Origin of the sequence: Clostridium beijerinckii (assembly GCF_036699995.1) — a bacterium.
Taxonomy (GTDB): domain Bacteria; phylum Bacillota; class Clostridia; order Clostridiales; family Clostridiaceae; genus Clostridium; species Clostridium helianthi.
Map to the genome: position 1 here is coordinate 1,373,252 of NZ_CP144906.1, position 16,864 is coordinate 1,390,115.

The window sequence follows — 16,864 nt, forward strand, 5'->3', positions numbered from 1 at the left end:
ACATTTCACAATTTACAATTACGGCTAAAATTCTTGCAATATTTTTAGAATTATGATGAAGAATTATTTTTGCAATATATATATTTATTTCATAGGTAAATTATTCTCATGATTATGTTTTAAAAACTTTTTGGAAGGAAAGACTTTGTAGAGATAGATTTTTAAAGAAGAGAAAAACTTTTAGCTTTGGTTTTAAAGCTCTTAATTGTAATTGGCACTAGTTTTTTTGTACATGAATGTTTTATTTAAAGGTAAAAAGAGCTTTGGTTATACTGCGTATTTTAAGAGAGAAGATGAACGGTTGTACTTTATGATTTCTAAATTGAGAATCATCTTAAGTGGATTCGATTCTTCTGTCTAGGGAAAGGACTTGATTACCCATAGTAAGTTCCTAATTGTGATTTGAAATCTTTTCATATATGCGTACTTTTTAGATGGAAGGATCTTGATTTCAGTTTGTGCTTTTTATAAGGTAAATGATCTTAATTGCGCTACGCGCTTTTTATAAGGTGTATATTTTTTGGATACTTGAATAAAATATTGTTCTAATATAGAATAGAAAATAAGATATAAGAATTTAGGAGGAATATGGATGGTTGGATTTTCAAACGAAAATGGTAATATAAATTATTCAGAGGAAGTTATAGCAAAAATTGTTGGATTATCCACAATGGAATGTTATGGAGTAGTTGGAATGGTTTCTAGAAATGCCAGTGAAGGCTTTTGGGAACTTATTGGTATAGAAAATTTTGGCAAAGGTGTAAAGATACAGCTAACAAGCGAGAAAAAATTACAAATAGAATTGTTTGTGATGGTTGAATACGGAACAAAGATATCGGTTATATCTAATAATATAATTCAAAAAGTACGTTATAGTGTTGAAAACTATACAGGACTTAAGGTGTCATCTATAACAGTAAATGTGCAAGCGGTTAGAGTTTAGGAGGTTAAACTAAATGGAATATACAAAGATAAATGGCCATGATTTTTATAACATGGTTGTGAACGCTAGCAATAAATTGCTAGAGCAGAGTGATTTCGTAAATGCACTTAACGTATTTCCTGTTCCAGATGGAGATACTGGAACTAATATGTCTATGACGTTTAAGGCGGCAGTTAAGGAAATAGAAGGTATGGATACTTATTCTATAGGAGAAATATCAAAAAAATTAGCTAAAGGTGCTTTAATGGGAGCCAGGGGGAATTCTGGCGTTATATTATCGCAAATTCTTAGAGGTTTTTCTAAAGGCCTAGAAGGAAAAAAAGAAGTAGATATTAAAGAGTTTGCAGTAGCGTTTTCAGAAGGATCAAAGTCGGCATATAAGGCGGTAATGAGACCTACTGAAGGTACTATACTTTCTGTAATTAGAGCCGCTGCTGAAGCGGCAGTGTCATCTGATGCTAAGGATATGGTTGCCTTTATGGAAGAGATAACAGTTAAATCAAAAGAAATGTTAGATAGAACTCCAGAATTATTGCCGGCACTAAAAAAGGCTAAAGTGGTTGATTCTGGTGGAATGGGGCTTTATATTATACTTCGAGGTATGTTTGAAGCATTGAAAAATGATATTAAAGCTGAATTAAGCGATATGAAAATAAGTGATGCAAATGGTACTTTAGCTAAAGCTACAGAGGAAATTGATATAAAGTTTGGGTATTGTACTGAATTTATAATACTTGGTGATGCTAAACGTGCGCAAGATTTCCAAAATGAGATAGAGAGCCTTGGAGATTCCATGATAGTTGTTGGATATGATGATGTTATAAAAGTGCACATACATACTAATGATCCTGGATTAGTCTTATCAAAGGCAGTTGCTATAGGGGAATTATCAAAGATAAAGATTGATAATATGAGAGAAGAGCATAGAGAGTTATTAATAAGCACTAAGGGATTAACAGAAAATTCATCTGAAGACGAAGGTGTCGATAGTGAAAAGAAAAAGTACGGCTTTATAACAGTTGCTATGGGAGATGGAATTTCAAATATCTTTAAGGACTTAGGAATAGATTATGTCATTGAAGGTGGTCAGACAATGAATCCATCTACTCAGGATATTTTAGATGCTGTTGAGAAAATAAATGCTGAACATATTTTTATCATGCCAAATAATAAGAATATAATTATGGCAGCGAATCAGGCGGCAGAAATATCAAGTAAAAATATATTAGTAGTACCTACAACAACTATTCCTCAAGGAATAGCATGTGCCACAATGTTTAACTATGATTCTGAAGTTGAAGAAAATTTCACTAATTTAAAGGATACAATTGAAGTAGTTAAAACTGGTTCGGTGACATACGCAGTCCGTGATACAGAAATTGATGGAATAGATATTAAACAAGGAAATATGTTAGGACTTGTAGAAGGTAAAATAAAAGAGGTAGGCGAAGACAAGAAGGTTGTTGCCGGTAAAGTTCTAGAAGATATGATAGATGATGAAAGTGAACTTATTACTGTATATTATGGTGAAGATGTAAGTGATGAAGATGCAAATGAATTTGAAGCTGAGCTACAAGAAAAGTACGAAGACTTAGATATTCAATTTTATAAAGGAAATCAACCACTATATTACTTTTTAATATCAGTAGAATAAGAAATAGTAAGGGCACCTAATGCTAGGTGCTCTTATTATTTAAGGAGGAAGAGAAGGGCTTTGGATATATATAGCAATATTTCAACATTAAAAGGAGTAGGCCCAAAGGCCACAGAAAAATTAAATAGATGTGGAATTTTTAATATATTAGATATTCTGTTATATTTTCCAAGAGATTATGAATTTGTAGATAGTAATGTGGAATTTGAAAATATTACAGGAGAAGACAAGCAGATTTTAAAGTGTAAAGTCATTAGATTTAGAAGCGATGTAAAAACTAAAACTGGTAAATTATTAACAACTGTAGAATTTGATTATAATGGACACAAAGTATCTGGAAAGTGGTTTAATCAAAGGTATATAAAAAACTCCTTTAAAATAGGAGAAATATATAATTTGATGGGGAAATTTAAAAGGATAGGAAATACTTTAGAGGTGGTTAATCCTATGGTCACATGTGAAGAAGCTATTTCGAATGAGATTATACCTAAATATCCTCTAAAAGGTGATATAAGCAATAAATTGTTTGAAAAATTAATTAATGAAATTTTGTCCAAGATGACAGTTAAGGAGAATTTACCACAAAATATATTAGATAAGTATTCTTTAATTTCATTAAATGAAGCTATTAGAGGCGTCCATTTTCCTGATAATAAGGAAGTGCTGGAAAACGCTATAATAAGACTTAAATTTCAGGAATTATTTACATATTCACTAAAGTTACTACTTCTTAAAAATAAAATTAAGAAAAACAAAAATGGTATACTTTTTCAGTGGGTAGATGAACTTAGCTTATTTAAAGAGAAGTTACCATTTCCTCTTACTAATGCTCAAACAAGAGTTATACGTGAAATATTGAGAGATCAAAAATCAAATTCATCAATGAATAGACTTATACAAGGAGATGTTGGAAGTGGAAAGACAATAATTGCACTTATAGCTATTTTTAATGTGATCAAAAATGGTTATCAATGTGCATTTATGGCTCCAACAGAGATTCTTGCAAATCAACACTTTGAAGAAGCAAGGAAAGTTTATGATGAATTTAACATAGAAATTGAATTACTAACAGGAACAACTTCAGCAAAAGAAAAGCAGAGGATCAAAGAAAGAATTAAAACTAAAGAACCAATTTTAGTGATAGGAACTCATGCACTTTTCCAAGATGATGTGGAATTTGGAAAGCTAGGGCTTATAGTAACCGATGAGCAGCATAGGTTTGGTGTTGAGCAAAGGAGTAAACTTATAAACAAGGGAAAAAGGGCTGATTGTTTAGTTATGACAGCGACTCCAATTCCAAGAACGTTGGCGTTATACTTATATTCAGATCTTGATGTATCTATAATTGATGAGCTACCACCTGGAAGAAAGAAAATAGATACTAGATTTTATGCTGATAATCAAAGAGATATAGCTTATGATTTGGCATACGATGAAATAAAAAAAGGTCGCCAAGTGTATATTGTATGTCCTCTTATTGAGGAGGATGAAAAAGAGGAGTTAAATTCGGTAGAAACTTTGTATGATAAACTTACCAGTGGAATCTTTAAGGAATTAAAAGTTGAGATACTTCATGGAAAAATGAAAGGCTCTGAAAAAGATGAAATAATAAAAAGGTTCAAGAATAATGAAGTTAACGTTCTAATATCAACAACTGTTATTGAGGTAGGTGTTAATGTTCCTAATGCATCTGTAATGATTGTTGAAAATGCAGAAAGATTTGGACTGTCACAGTTACATCAATTAAGAGGAAGAGTTGGAAGAGGTCAGTATTCATCTTATTGTATATTAATAGCAAAGGCTAAAAGTAATGTGACTAAAAAAAGGATGCAGATAATGACAGAATGTAGTGATGGATTTTTAATATCAGAAAAAGATTTAGAACTCAGAGGCGCAGGAGAGATGTTTGGTAAGAAACAAAGTGGTGATGAAGGATTTGTACTTGCAAATCTTTATGATGATATGAAGATTTTAAGATGTGCTAAATTAGAGGCGAATAACATTTTACAAAACGAATTTGAGGTAAATAGAGAAATAATCAATGAACTTAGTAAAAATTTGGAAAAAAGTAGTAAATATATATGCTTTAATTAATTTGAAATATTATGTATAGATATGTTAATATATAAAATATACACCTATTAAAAGAGCGCGAAGCGCAACCAAGATCATTTCATTGATGAAAAGAGCACGAGGTGTACAACTAAGGTTAATTTTAAATTGTAAATTAAAAAATCTAGAGAGTAGATTTTCTTATATGCTTATTTTAGGAGGAATAAAAATTTGAGAATAATAGCAGGAAAAGCAAGAGGACATAAATTAATACCTCCAGCTACAATGGAAACAAGACCTACGCTAGATAGAGTTAAAGAGGCTATGTTTAGTTCTATTCAAATGTATATACCAGAAGCAGTAGTTGTAGACGTTTTTGCTGGAACAGGAAGCCTTGGATTGGAAGCAGCGAGCAGAGGGGCAAGTGAAGTTTATTTATTTGATAAAAGCTCTGTGACTTTTCCTTTGTTGAAGGAAAATGTAGAAAGCCTTAAATTTCAAGACTTCTGTTTTCCTATGAATATAGATGCTTATGAAGGCTTAAAGAATCTTGCGAAGAAGGGAAAGAAATTTGACATAATATTTATTGATCCACCTTATTGCAAAGAAATGATTCCAGAAGCCATGAAAATTGTTAAGGATAATGAAATTTTAAAAAATGATGGAATAATAGTTACTAAAATAGATACTATTGAAGAAATTTATGAAGGGTATAAAGATATAAAATTAACAAAAAGTAAGAAGTATGGAAATACAACAGTATGTTATTACAAGCATGAGGAGAAGTAAATAATGAGAGTTGCAGTGTACCCTGGAAGCTTTGATCCCATAACTAATGGACATCTCGATATTATAAAAAGAGGAGCAAAGGTTTTTGATAAAGTAATAGTTGCAGTATTAGTTAATGTTGATAAGAAGTATCTTTTTGAAAGCAGCGAAAGAGTTGAACTTATAAAAAGAGTGACAAGAGATATTGGGAATGTTGAAATAAGAAGCTTTGATGGGCTTTTGGTTAATTTTCTAAAAGAATGTAAGACTAATATAATATTAAAAGGATTAAGAACGGCTTCTGATTTTGAGTATGAATTTCAAATGGCGTTTATTAATAAAGAATTAGATCATGATACTGAAACTGTATGTATGATGTCATCATCTAAAAATATACATATTAGTTCCTCAACTGTTAAGCAGGTGGCAAGGTTTGGGGGAGATATTAGCGGGCTTGTTCCCAATGAAATTATTTCAGATATAATGTCCAGAATAAATCTATAAATGATCATTTTCTAAGGAAAAGTATTTTCATAATTAGAATGTGCTATGTTTAAGTAGCTGCATTAACTTAAAATTAACGCTATTAATAATGCTAAAAGCAATTAGAAGTACTAGATGAAGATTTGTTCATGGTATTTTGCTCATTTATAGAATAAATATCTAAGGAGTGTTTTTATGGAAAAGATGGAGGTAAATATAATAGAATTATTAGAGTATTTACAAGACTTGGTGGAAAATTCACCTAAAGTACCAATGAGCGGTAAAGTTATGATAGATAAAAGAGAAGTTGTTGATGTAATAGATCAAATAATTAACTATATGCCTGATCAATTTAAAAAGGCTGAGTGGGTTATGAATGAGAGAGAAAGAATTCTTAATGAAGCTAAAAAAGAGTATGATTCTGTTAGAAAAGAAACAATGACTATGATGAGACAGAATATCGAGAATCACGATATAGTAAGGGAAGCCAAAGGAAGAGCTCAAGAAATTATAGCCTCAGCACAGAGAGAGGCCAAGGCTATAAGATTAGGATCTAGAGATTATTCTGATGAAATATTAACGCAATTAGATCAAGAGCTAGAAGAACACAAAATAAAATTAATAAAGAGTCTTCAAGAAAGTTTTGAAGTAGTAGCTAAAGAGATAGATACAAATTTAACTGGTACATGCGATGTTATAAAAGAGAACATTAAAGAATTACGCAGCATGAAAAAATAATTTCAAGGTTCTATTAAATATACTTAGCAAAAGTGTTAATAACAGTATCGTTAATGCTGGGTATATATATACAAATAAACTTGAAGAATGGCTCATTTGTAAGTTTGATGTATAAATACTTGTAGGAAACACTTTGCATAACCCATAAGTTATAATAAAACTAACGATTCCTTGGATTACTTTTAAAAAGATATATCTACTATAATTTATCTTAGTATCGCTTACGAAAGAACTTACTTGTGCGATTACAGCAAGACCAGAAAATGAAGTTAAAAAGCTTATTATACCAAGCTTTAAGGGAATAGAAATTTCTAGGGGAGAGATTATACTGCACCCATTAGTCATTTCAATGCTTCCTAAAAATATGCTGTATAAAGTTTGGGAAGGCAATTTTAAAATATTATCTAGCTGTCTAAATGCAATGTTGATATAAGGATTATTTTTAACGAGAGATATAACAACCGAAAAAATTATTATGAAACCACCTATAGATAATGTAGTGTTTATTCCGTTTTGAACTGCATTTTTTACAGCATTACCGAAATTCATACTTTCATTTTTTGGACAAGGGAGAGAACTTATATTATTTAAGTTTCTCTTTTTTTTCGTTAAAAATCCCATTATGATTATTGATAAATTGCTTCCTAGAAGCAAAATATAACCTAATGATACATTTCCTAATAAAGTTCCAGCAACAGATCCGATTAAAAACAAGGGCCCAACGTTAGAAGCTATGTTTAAAAGTCTTTCGTATTCATTTCTGTCTATATACTCCATCTTGTACAAATCTACACAATATTTAGCACCTAATGGATAGCCACATAGTATACTCGCTACAATTGGAAAGGAACAATTTCTAGAAAGACCTAATGGTTTGCAAATTAATGGTCCAAGAAATTTAGAATAAAGATTTATTCCATCGTAGTATATTAGTAAATTACATATAACCACAAAAGGAAAGGTAGTTGGCAATATTGAGTTATACCATAATTTACACCCATCAATAGCTGCAATGATGCATTGGTTTATGTTTAAAACAAAAAGAACTATTAAGACAGATATAAATATGCAAATGATAGTATTTTTTTTAATATTAAGTTGTTTGATTAAAATAAAAATTAAGCTAATAATAAGAAACCATAAGACAATAATATATATCATGAAATCACTCCAATCAATAATATTTATATTCTTATGGTTATGTAAAATATTACTACATTATAAAAGGACCTTTTAAATAGTCATCCATAGGGTTTACTTTTGGATTTAGCAGCGAATATGCTTTTGTTCCTAAGATATCTATTTTTAGATGATCACATTGATTGTTTCTTGGTACCTTTGTTATTAAATTTATACTAGAATTGGTTTTTATACTCTTTAGAATTCTTTGTCCTGTAGAATTAAAAGCAAGAACTCTTGCGTAAGGAACAGGGCTCTTAGATAAGTTTAATAAATCAAAATCTTCAAGGTTTAAAAAGCTTTGCAAAAGAATTCTACTTATCCTGGTATACGTATATCTCTTGCTTTTAGAATTTAATATTAATTCATTAAGTGAATTGGATCTTAAGATTTCTTTTAATATTTTATTGTCTATGCCTTCTGATACATCTGGCAGATTTGAAAGAGATCTTTCGTTAGTAAGTAATTTATATTTTATATATTTAAATGTGTCTTCTTCAAAAATAAAAGGGTACTTAGAAGAAGATAGATCAAGAAGAATGTCATAGCTCGCCTTTGGTATAATGTCAGCTAAATCATTCAGCGATTTCTCTTTCAAATGTTTTCTTATTGATGTAGCGGAAGCGAATGAAGCACTTATGTTGATATCATTATATAATGAACCTTCTCTTTTAATAGTTTTAGGAACTATTTCGCTATTTAAACGAATTAGAGATTTTATATATTCAATACCTAAAATATTATTAGAATTTGATATTGTATCTAATAATTTATTTGAGTTTAAATAATCTTTAAGTGCATTTGCTCGACTCAAATGAAATGGTAAACCCAAGTCTAAATTATCCTTTAAAAGTTTTTTGTATCTTAAAGGTTCAGAAACTAAAACTTTTGCTATGTCTTCCAATATAGAGACATTTCCTTCTTCACTTCCGAAGTATAAGTGATCTATTACGCCTAACGAGTTAAGAAGAGACACGCTTCCAAAAGCAAAATGTTCAGCGGAAGAAATGGAATAAACTAGAGGCAGTTCTAGAACTAGATCAACACCATTTTTAATAGCCATTTCAGCTCTTTTCCATTTATCTATAATTGCTGGAATTCCTCTTTGCATAAAATTACCACTCATTACACAAACTATAGCATCTGCGTTTGTGTCAGATTTTGCCTTGCTAAGGTGATATTCATGACCTTTATGAAATGGATTATATTCTGTAATTATTCCTGTAAGTATTAAAATCATCTCCTTTATAAAGCTAGTATAGCATATTATGTAATTTTATAATATTAGTTGTTAAGAGTTTAATATGTTATGTATTTTTTGTAAAATGTCAATAAGATATTATAAAATTATTGTTAAAAAATATACTTTTTTAATATTACTCAATTAAAAAGTAGTTTAAAAAATATTCAGAACATTAAAAGAATGGTGAATTTTTAATTATTGCTTAATATTGACAAGAAAATAGCTTATATACAGCTAGTTGAACGAATATACTATAGATTTTTAAGAAAAATTAAATGAAAATAATGGGAAATGGACATGTGTTTTTCATATATTGGGTCAATAATTTAAAACATTTGATAGCGTTTAATAATAAATTATAAAATAATTTTAAATAAAATTTAATTGTTAAAAATTATACTTTTCCTATATTGTTATTTTACAGGAGTATTGTCTGACAATTTAGATTATTTCAAATCTAAAGACTTCTATTTTATAGAGAATTTGTGTTGAAAAAAGCACTGATAAAGGAGTATATTAGTATTAGAGATAGGATATAGAGAGGAGATAAATAGATTATGGACCTTATGAAAAAAATATGGACTGCAGCACAATCAAATAAACAAAAAATTGTTCTTCCAGAGGGAAACGAGGAAAGAAATATAGCAGCTGCAGAAAAAATACAAGAATTAGGATTAGCTTACCCAATTTTAATAGGTAACAAAGAAGAGATAAATAATAAGGCAAAGGAATTAGATGTAAATTTATCAGGAATTGAGATTATCGATCCAAATGAATCAGATAAATTAGAAAAGTATATTGAAGCCTTCTATGAACTTAGAAAGACAAAAGGCGTTACAATGGAAAAGGCAGATAAAATAGTCAGAGATCCTCTATATTTTGGTACGATGATGGTTAAATTAGATGATGCAGATGGAATGGTATCAGGAGCAATTCACACAACTGGAGATTTATTAAGACCAGGATTACAAATTATAAAGACAGCACCAGGGGTATCTGTTGTTTCAAGCTTCTTTATAATGCAAGTTCCAGGATCATCTTATGGTGAAGAAGGAACATTAATATTCTCAGACTGTGCAGTTAACCCTAACCCTAACGAGGATCAATTAGCAGCAATTGCAATAGCTACTGCAGAAACAGCTAAGAATTTATGTAACATGGAACCTAAGGTGGCAATGTTATCATTCTCTACTATGGGAAGTGCTGATAATGAATTAGTTGATAAGGTTAGAAATGCTACTCAAAAAGCAAAAGAAATGAGACCTGACTTAGATATAGATGGTGAGTTACAATTAGATGCAGCTATAGTTGGAAAAGTAGCAGCTCAAAAGGCACCAGAAAGTACTGTTGCTGGAAAAGCTAATGTTTTAGTATTCCCAGATTTACAAGCTGGAAATATAGGTTATAAATTAGTTCAAAGATTTGCAAATGCTGAAGCTATTGGACCTATCTGTCAAGGTTTTGCAAAACCAATCAATGACTTATCAAGAGGTTGTAGCTCAGATGATATTGTAAATGTTGTTGCGCTTACAGCAGTTCAAGCTCAAACAAACAAATAGTAAGTATTATTTTTACAGATAATTTAAAGTAGGTTAGCTTATAGATTGTTAAAACAAAAATACAAAAGGTTTGAATGTTAAAAGGAGAGTAGAGTTATGAAAGTATTAGTTATAAATTGTGGTAGTTCTTCACTAAAATATCAACTTATTGATATGAGTAATGAAGAGTCTTTGGCTCAAGGACTTGTTGAAAGAATAGGAATTACTGGGTCAATATTGACTCAAAAAGTTGAAGGAAAAGATAAATATGTAGTTGAAACACCATTAAAAGATCATCAAGATGCAATAGAACTTGTTTTAAAATGCTTAGTTGATGAAAACCATGGTGTAATAAGTTCAATGGATGAGATATCAGCTGTTGGACATAGAGTTGTTCATGGGGGTGAAAAATACGCAACTTCAGTAGTAATTAATGAAGAAGTAATTAAGGCACTTGATGAATTTACAAAATTAGCACCACTTCATAATCCTCCAAATATAATTGGAATAAATGCATGTAAGGCTCTTATGCCAAAAACTCCAATGGTAGCAGTATTTGATACAGCATTCCATCAAACTATGCCAGAAAAAGCATTTATGTATGCTCTTCCATATGAATTATACACAGAAGATCACGTAAGAAGATATGGATTCCATGGTACATCTCATAAGTATGTAGCAGGTGAAATGGCAAAATGGATGGATAAAGACATAAGCGATTTAAAGATAGTAACTTGTCATATAGGTAATGGTGTAAGTATTACAGCTGTTGATGGTGGAAAATCTGTAGATACTACAATGGGATTCACTCCATTAGATGGTATTATAATGGGATCAAGATCTGGAAGCATAGATCCAGCAATAGTTACTTATTTAGTAAAAGAAAAAGGATATTCTATAGATGAAGTAAATGATACCTTAAATAAGAAATCAGGGGTTCTAGGTATATCAGGAATAGGAACAGATTTTAGAGATATTAGAAGTGCTGTGGAAAATGATAATGATCCTAGAGCATTACTTACAATGGATATATTCGGATATCAAGTTAAGAAGCAAATAGGTGCTTATGCTGCCGTAATGGGTGGTGTTGATGCAATTGTATTTACAGCAGGAATAGGAGAACATGCTCCAGAAATAAGATCAAGAGCTTTAACTAATATGGAATTCTTAGGAATAGAAGTAGATTTAGAAAAGAACGAAAGTCATAACATCGGAGATGGTATGGAAATTTCTAAGGAAACTTCAAAGGTTAAAGTAGTTGTAATACCTACAAACGAAGAATTAATGATTGCTAAAGAAACTTTAGAATTAGTTAAGTAAGGCATAATTGAAAAAATAGTAAGTTAACATGCTGATTGTTTTTATTTATAATTTATCAGCATGTTTTTTCAATAGCTTTCTACAATATATTTGGCTGTACTTCCTTTATAGAAGAAAATATATACGTAAAAGGGAGCAGTTATTATACATACAAATACACTTATATCACGAGCCTGCTGTTTTCTTTCATATGGAGAAATAGGAATTTATAATAAATTTCTTGACTTTTTGGCACGCAATTTATATAATTAGTTGTGTTTGTTTTATAAATATATGTGCTAAGGAGTGAAAGAGGAAATATTATATAGTTTACATTAGTTTTATTATATAATTATCCTGTGATTTTATGAAAGTACAAATTTCAGATATTATTTCAGGTAAAGATAGAAGCAAGAAGATTGATTATACATTTGATGCACCACAATTTGATTTTGAGGGAGATATAATTAAGCCAATAAAACCTTGTGAAGTTGTTGGGAAGATCGCATCAGATGGGGATATATTAATATTAAATGCTAAAATCAAAACTGATTTAGAAATGATATGTTCAAGATGTTTAGATACCTTTATCTATCCAATAGATATTGATATAGAAGAAAGGTTTACAACTAATAGAGATAGTGATGACGATGAAGCTATTGTTGTAATGGATGATGTTTTAGACATCACAGAAATTGTTGAAAGTAGCATAATTTCAACACTACCTATTAAAAGAGTTTGCAAGAACGACTGTAAAGGGCTATGTCAAGAATGTGGGTGTAACTTAAATCACAACTCATGTTCGTGCCAAAAAGAAGATGTAGATATACGTTTTGAGGCCTTGAAAGGTTTGTTTGATAATAAGGAGGTGTAATGAATGGGTTGTCCAGCAAGAAAATCAGGAAAAGCTAAAGTAAAAGCAAGAAGAGCTCAAACTTTTAAAGCTAGTTTACCTGGCATAGTTGAATGTCCACAATGCCACGAAATGAAACTTGCTCATAGAGTATGTAAAAATTGTGGTTATTATAAAGGTAAGGAAGTTGTAGCTTCTGAAAAATAAAAGAAAGTCTTTATGACTTTCTTTTCTTATATAAAGAAATATATATACATGTTGTGCTATTAAATTTATACTTAAAACTTCTTAGCGAAATTTTCATAGTTCTGAGAAATAACGATGTTTCTACTTTGGGTTTATTACCACATAAGTATAAGTTGAATAATCTTTATCTAAAAAAGAGAATATTCTATTTATTAATTAAACTAATTTATTTATAATTAAAGTGGAAGAAGGGAGGTATTCAGATGAAAATAGCTATAGATGGCATGGGGGGAGATAATGCACCTGTGGCAGTAATAGAAGGCTCTATTCAAGCTCTTAAGGCATATAATGATATCCAATTGTATATTACCGGTCCAGAAGAAGTTCTAAATCTAGAGTTAGCTAAATATACTTATCCCAAGGAAAAAGTTATTATAGTAGATGCAAAGGAAGTAATTTCACCTAATGAGCATCCTGTTATGGCTCTACGAAAGAAGAAAGATTCAAGTATAGTTAAGGCACTAAACTTAGTTAAAGAAGGAATTTGTGATGCTGTAGTATCAGGAGGCAGTACAGGTGCATTTTTAGCTGGGTGTACGTTGATAGTAGGCAGAGTTAAAGGAATAGAAAGGCCTGCTCTTGCGCCTATAATGCCGGGTAGACGTGGAAAGTTTATGATAGTAGATGTTGGTGCTAATGTTGATTGCAAACCTTCATTTTTGGTGCAATTTGCAAAGATGGGTAAAATATATTATCAAAAGGTTTTCAGTGTTGAAAATCCGACTATAGGACTTATAAATATTGGAGAAGAAGAAGAAAAAGGAAATGAACTTACAAAAGCTGCTTTTAAGCTTTTGAAGGAAGAGAGTTCTATAAATTTTAAAGGGAATATAGAGCCTAGAGAAATACCTACTGGCGACACTAATATTTTAGTAAGTGATGGTTTTGTGGGAAATACAGCTTTAAAGATGTATGAAGGATCCGCTTCGAGTATATTAGGTATAATTAAAGATGAGGTGCTTAAATCGTCGATTATATCTAAAATAGGAGTAGTTCTCCTAAAACCTGTGCTAAAAAATATAATGAAAAAGTTTGATTATAAGGAATATGGTGGAGCTCCGTTCTTGGGAGTTGATGGGATTTGTATAAAAGCTCATGGCAGTTCTGACGCAAGAGCGTTTAAGAATTCTATTAAACAAACTAAAATTTTCTATGATAATAATGTATTAAAAGATATAAGAAATGAATTTTCTTCGGAAAATTAGTTAAAATATATTGAAACTAATATTGACGATTTAAACAATATATAATATTATCTAAATGTAGAACTTGGGAGGTGAAACAAATGTTTGAAAAGATCCAAGCAATTATTGCTGATAAATTAAGTATCGATGTAGAAAGCGTTGTTATGGAAGCATCATTTATTGAAGATTTAAATGCGGACTCATTAGATATAGTTGAGCTTATAATGGCTCTAGAAGATGAACTAGATATGGAAATACCTGACGAAGACGTTGAAAACTTCAAGACAGTTGGAGATGTTGTCAATTACGTAAAAGCTCATCACGAAGAATAAAATAATCCCGCATCTTGCGGGATTTTATATTTTACAAAGTGAGAACTAAATTTAAAATCATTTTAAAATAGATTTTAGTGAGAAATGTACTTTAGTAATATATTTGCGTACAAATGTTACTGTCTATGATAACGATGTTTTTAGTTGGAAATTAGGAATGAAAATCAATATAGTAACTAAAATATCAAATTAATAGTTTATTCTTGAATTTGTTATGTGTGACATACAGTAATAAGTTAGCAAGTTGAAGAATAAACTTCAAGGAGTGGAATACATGAATAGATATACACTTAAAGAAATAGAAGAAAATTTAGGGGTTTTTTTTAATAACCACACACTACTAAAAACGGCTCTTACTCATAGCTCTTTTGGAAATCAATTTAAGGATGCGGAATATAATGAAAGACTTGAATTTCTAGGGGACTCAGTATTGCAGCTTTGTATTACAGAATACCTTTTTAATAATTACAAACATAAAACAGAAGGTGAGCTGACAAAAATAAGAAGCTTGATAGTTTGTGAAAATTCTCTTTACGAAATTGCAAAAAAGATAAACTTAGGATCTTATATTAGAATGAGTAAAGGTGAAGAAATTACAGGTGGAAGAGAAAGAATTTCAATACAAGCAGATGCTGTTGAAGCAATCATTGCAGCTGTTTATTTAGACAAAGGCATTGGTTTTGTAAGAGATTTTATATTGCTTCATTTTGAAGAGATAATAAATAAAGCAATAAATAATGAAATAGTATTAGATTTCAAAACAAAACTTCAAGAACTTCTTCAAAAAGATGGAGAAGTAGCAATTCAATATGAACTTACAAAATTTGAAGGACCACCTCACAGAAGAAAATTTTTTACGAATGTAGTTATAGATAAAAAATTAATGGGTGAAGGTTCAGGCTATAGTAAAAAAGAAGCAGAACAAAATGCAGCTAAACAGGCATTAGATATATTGGAAGGTAAACATGAGTAAAAATTATTATATAATACCGATATTTGTACCTCACGAAGGATGTCCGCATAATTGCGTATTCTGCAATCAGGATAGAATAACAGGTGTTGATGATGAAGAGGTTACGGCAAGTTCAGTAATTACCACAATAAATGATTATTTAGAAACTATAAAGAATAAAAATGCAACTATTGAAATTTCATTTTTTGGTGGTACATTTACAGGGATTAGGGAAGAAAAACAAAGGGAACTTCTAAAAGTGGCTAAGGAGTTCAAAGAAAAAGGCCTCATAGATAAAATAAGACTTTCTACAAGACCAGATTATATCAATGATTATATACTTACATATCTTAAAGAGTATGGAGTTGACATAATAGAGCTTGGAGTTCAATCTCTAAATGAAGAGGTGTTAAAAAAAGCTGGTAGAGGACATAGTGTTAGTGACGTTATAAATGCATCTAAATTAATAAAAGAATATAAATTTATATTAGGGCATCAAATAATGCCTGGACTGCCAGGAGATACTTTTGAAAGAGATATAGAAACGACTAAGGAATCAATTAAGATGAATCCAGATATTTGTAGAATATATCCGTCTTTAGTTATAAAAGATACTCCAATGGAAAGAATGTATATTAATAAAGAGTATAATCCGTATTCTCTTGAAGAGGCAGTTAACGTAAGTAAGGTTATGTATGAGATGTATAAAAAGCATAACATCAATGTAATAAGAATTGGTCTTCAGCCAACAGAAAGCATAAATGAAGGAAAAGATATAGTGGCAGGTCCGTTCCATCCATCGTTTAGAGAATTGGTCGAAGGCAGTTTATTGTCAGATATCATTTTAAAAAATATGATGGAAGAAAAAATAGGAGTTCTATATATTAACCCAAGGGATTTAAGTAAGCTTTACGCTAATAAGAAAACATATTTCAGTAAGCTTAGAGATAATGGGAAAATTATTGATGTAAAACAAGATGATGATATTGAAAGAGGTCATATAAAACTTTGTCTAAAAAATAGAGATTTAGATATAGAATACTAGCGAGGGGAGACTCTCGCTTTTAATAATGCAGATTATTGGTGACAAATTAAAACTTGAAAGTGATAAGTTAAAAGCTTGAAAGTTAATTAGTGACAAATTAAGGATGAAATTTTCTTAAGAAGATCTTTAATAAAGAATAAAAAGCCTGGGCTTTTTACCTTAATTTATTACTTATCATTTTTCACTTGTAACTTAGAAATCTTACGGCATTTTTATTAGTGAATTATTGATATTTAATAAGCTTTACTATAAACTAAATTATAATAAGGAGTTGTTTAATATGAAAAAAAAGACCAGAGAAAAAATGATGATTGCAATGACTATTTTTATTATAGTAATCTTTGTTGTAACATTA

At 30.2% G+C, this 16,864-nt stretch carries 16 protein-coding genes; 14 read left to right on the forward strand and 2 right to left on the reverse strand.

What is annotated here, in order from left to right; all coding sequences use genetic code 11:
- Positions 1–592: 592 nt before the first annotated feature.
- From PZA12_RS06405 to PZA12_RS06430, 6 genes are all read left to right on the forward strand, one after another.
- Entirely contained in the window at positions 593–943 is a 351-nt protein-coding gene (locus tag PZA12_RS06405; RefSeq protein ID WP_041894943.1) for an Asp23/Gls24 family envelope stress response protein, read from the forward strand.
- A gap of 13 nt (positions 944–956) precedes the next feature.
- On the forward strand, positions 957–2,597 hold the full coding sequence (locus tag PZA12_RS06410) for a DAK2 domain-containing protein (protein ID WP_103698112.1): 1,641 nt from the start codon (positions 957–959) through the stop codon (positions 2,595–2,597).
- A gap of 3 nt (positions 2,598–2,600) precedes the next feature.
- The gene (gene recG / locus PZA12_RS06415) at positions 2,601–4,691 is read left to right on the forward strand and encodes an ATP-dependent DNA helicase RecG (RefSeq protein WP_278286274.1); all 2,091 of its coding nucleotides are present in this window, start codon (positions 2,601–2,603) and stop codon (positions 4,689–4,691) included.
- 189 nt (positions 4,692–4,880) lie between these two features.
- Positions 4,881–5,438: a 16S rRNA (guanine(966)-N(2))-methyltransferase RsmD gene (gene rsmD, locus PZA12_RS06420; protein WP_077838833.1), complete on the forward strand. Its 558-nt coding sequence runs from the start codon at positions 4,881–4,883 to the stop codon at positions 5,436–5,438.
- A 3-nt stretch (positions 5,439–5,441) separates the two neighbouring features.
- Positions 5,442–5,921, forward strand: a complete 480-nt coding sequence (gene coaD, locus PZA12_RS06425) for a pantetheine-phosphate adenylyltransferase (protein WP_077838834.1) — start codon at positions 5,442–5,444, stop codon at positions 5,919–5,921.
- Positions 5,922–6,095: 174 nt separating this feature from the next.
- Complete coding sequence (locus PZA12_RS06430) at positions 6,096–6,638, forward strand: ATPase (protein ID WP_077838835.1); 543 nt, start codon at positions 6,096–6,098, stop codon at positions 6,636–6,638.
- Here the strand turns inward: PZA12_RS06430 and ylbJ are convergent.
- Positions 6,618–7,799 (reverse strand): sporulation integral membrane protein YlbJ, encoded by a 1,182-nt coding sequence (gene ylbJ / locus PZA12_RS06435; RefSeq protein ID WP_103698114.1) that lies wholly within the window; start codon positions 7,797–7,799, stop codon positions 6,618–6,620. The genes PZA12_RS06430 and ylbJ overlap by 21 nt on opposite strands.
- 52 nt (positions 7,800–7,851) lie before the next feature.
- The gene (locus PZA12_RS06440; protein WP_103698115.1) at positions 7,852–9,057 is read right to left on the reverse strand and encodes a nucleotidyltransferase; all 1,206 of its coding nucleotides are present in this window, start codon (positions 9,055–9,057) and stop codon (positions 7,852–7,854) included.
- Positions 9,058–9,617: 560 nt separating this feature from the next.
- Between PZA12_RS06440 and pta the strand changes: the two genes are divergently transcribed.
- The 8 genes from pta (at position 9,618) to PZA12_RS06480 (ending at position 16,509) form a co-directional block, all read left to right on the forward strand.
- Positions 9,618–10,619 carry a phosphate acetyltransferase gene (pta, locus tag PZA12_RS06445; RefSeq protein WP_087701578.1) on the forward strand — a complete coding sequence of 334 codons (1,002 nt, stop codon included), beginning with the start codon at positions 9,618–9,620 and terminating at the stop codon, positions 10,617–10,619.
- Positions 10,620–10,715: 96 nt separating this feature from the next.
- A complete protein-coding gene (locus PZA12_RS06450; RefSeq protein ID WP_103698116.1) occupies positions 10,716–11,918 on the forward strand; it encodes an acetate kinase in 1,203 nt (400 codons plus the stop codon).
- Between the two features lie 346 nt (positions 11,919–12,264).
- On the forward strand, positions 12,265–12,771 hold the full coding sequence (locus PZA12_RS06455) for a YceD family protein (RefSeq protein ID WP_077844564.1): 507 nt from the start codon (positions 12,265–12,267) through the stop codon (positions 12,769–12,771).
- A 3-nt stretch (positions 12,772–12,774) separates the two neighbouring features.
- Positions 12,775–12,957, forward strand: a complete 183-nt coding sequence (gene rpmF / locus PZA12_RS06460) for a 50S ribosomal protein L32 (RefSeq protein WP_011968506.1) — start codon at positions 12,775–12,777, stop codon at positions 12,955–12,957.
- Between the two features lie 242 nt (positions 12,958–13,199).
- A complete protein-coding gene (gene plsX / locus PZA12_RS06465) occupies positions 13,200–14,201 on the forward strand; it encodes a phosphate acyltransferase PlsX (RefSeq protein WP_103698117.1) in 1,002 nt (333 codons plus the stop codon).
- A gap of 80 nt (positions 14,202–14,281) precedes the next feature.
- Positions 14,282–14,512, forward strand: a complete 231-nt coding sequence (gene acpP, locus PZA12_RS06470) for an acyl carrier protein (RefSeq protein ID WP_009169140.1) — start codon at positions 14,282–14,284, stop codon at positions 14,510–14,512.
- Positions 14,513–14,786: 274 nt separating this feature from the next.
- Positions 14,787–15,485 carry a ribonuclease III gene (gene rnc / locus PZA12_RS06475; RefSeq protein ID WP_103698118.1) on the forward strand — a complete coding sequence of 233 codons (699 nt, stop codon included), beginning with the start codon at positions 14,787–14,789 and terminating at the stop codon, positions 15,483–15,485.
- Positions 15,478–16,509 (forward strand): elongator complex protein 3, encoded by a 1,032-nt coding sequence (locus tag PZA12_RS06480; RefSeq protein WP_078114857.1) that lies wholly within the window; start codon positions 15,478–15,480, stop codon positions 16,507–16,509. The genes rnc and PZA12_RS06480 overlap by 8 nt, the downstream gene beginning before the upstream one ends.
- The last annotated feature ends 355 nt before the right edge of the window (positions 16,510–16,864 follow it).